The 1,403-nt window shown below is 71.1% G+C and carries 1 protein-coding gene; it reads right to left on the minus strand.

The genetic code is table 11. From position 1 onward, the window contains the following. Positions 1 to 1,293: ISL3 family transposase (locus ABD774_RS21470; protein ID WP_345045812.1), on the minus strand; the 1,293-nt coding region annotated here is incomplete at its 3' end. Positions 1,294 to 1,403: the final 110 nt, after the last annotated feature.

Below are 1,403 nucleotides of genomic sequence, written 5' to 3' on the forward strand. Positions count from 1 at the left end.
TAGTCGGGGTCTGAATCCGCCGGCCTCGAGGAGTGATCGGGCGATGTAGTTGGTGAGGTTGCGGAAGCCGAGGGCGGAGCCGCGCAGGTGCTCGAGTCGGCCGTTCATCGCCTCGGTAGGGCCATTCGACGTGCCGGGCCGGTCGAAGTAGGCCAGGACGTCCTCGGCTCGTCTGGCTAGGGTCCGGCCGAGCTTGCGGACCTCGCTCAGGGCTGCGGGGACCCCGGAGGCGACGGAGTCGATGACCTGGCGCATCTTCTGGCGGCCGCGGGCCCGGTCGGGCTCCCGGTAGGCGGCGATCATGCGTTGGTAGACGGCCCAGGTGGCCTCGACGGCGACGTGGGTGTCGCCGGTGAAGAGGTCGTCGAGGCGCTGGGTCTGCTTGTCGGTGAGCAGGTCGGCGCCGGTGTGCAGCGTGCGGCGGGCGGTGTACAGCGGGTCGCCCTTACGGCCACGGTGGCCGCGCGTGTCCTGCTGGACCCGGCGGCGGCACTGGTCCAGCGCATCGCCGGCCAACCTCACGACATGAAAGGGGTCCATCACCGCGACCGCCTCGGGCAGCTCCTCGGTGGTGGCGGTCTTGAAACCGGTGAACCCGTCCATCGCGACGACCTCCACCGCGTCCCGCCAGGCCTGTGGGCGTGCGGACAGCCAGGTCTTGAAGACCTGCTTCGAGCGGCCCTCGACCATGTCCAGCAGCCGCGAGGGCCCGGTGCCCTCACGGATCGGCGTGAGGTCGATGACCACGGTGACGTACTTGTCCCCGCCGCGGGTGTGGCGCCATACGTGCTCGTCGACACCAATGACCTTCACGCCCTCGAACCGGGTCGGGTCCTCGATCAGGACCCGGCGCCCTTCGGCCAGCACCGCGGTGTTGGCGGTGTTCCACGACACGCCCAGACCCTCGGCGACCCGGGCGACCGTGAGGTGCTGGCACACGATGCCCTCCAGCGCCCAGCGCAGCCCACGACGGGAGAGCTTCGCCCGCGGCTCCGCAGCCTTCGTGGTGTCCTGGCGCCACACGTGCCCGCACCCGGTGCACCGGTAACGCCGGACGGTGAGTTCCAGCGTGGTGGGCCGCCACCCCAGCGGCTCGTGCGCCAGCCGCCGGACCACTGTGTCCCGCGGGGTGCCCTCACAGCCGCACCGGCGGCACCAGCCGTCGGGCTCGACCACGCGGCAGGCCAGCACGGCCCGGTCGGGCTCGAGCCGCTGCCCGACGACCTCAAGGCCGAGCTCGTCGAGGCGGGCGAACGTGGTCAGGTCAGGGCGAGCGAAGGTAGCGTCGGGCACGTCGAGGTCTTCCAGATGGGCAGCGTCAGAACTCCCATCATCGGAAGACCTCGACCCCTATCCGGCGACCGACGCGCCCACCACCGCTACACCGTCAACTGCGAAGAGCC

Source organism: Georgenia daeguensis, from assembly GCF_039537705.1.
Classification (GTDB): domain Bacteria; phylum Actinomycetota; class Actinomycetes; order Actinomycetales; family Actinomycetaceae; genus Georgenia; species Georgenia daeguensis.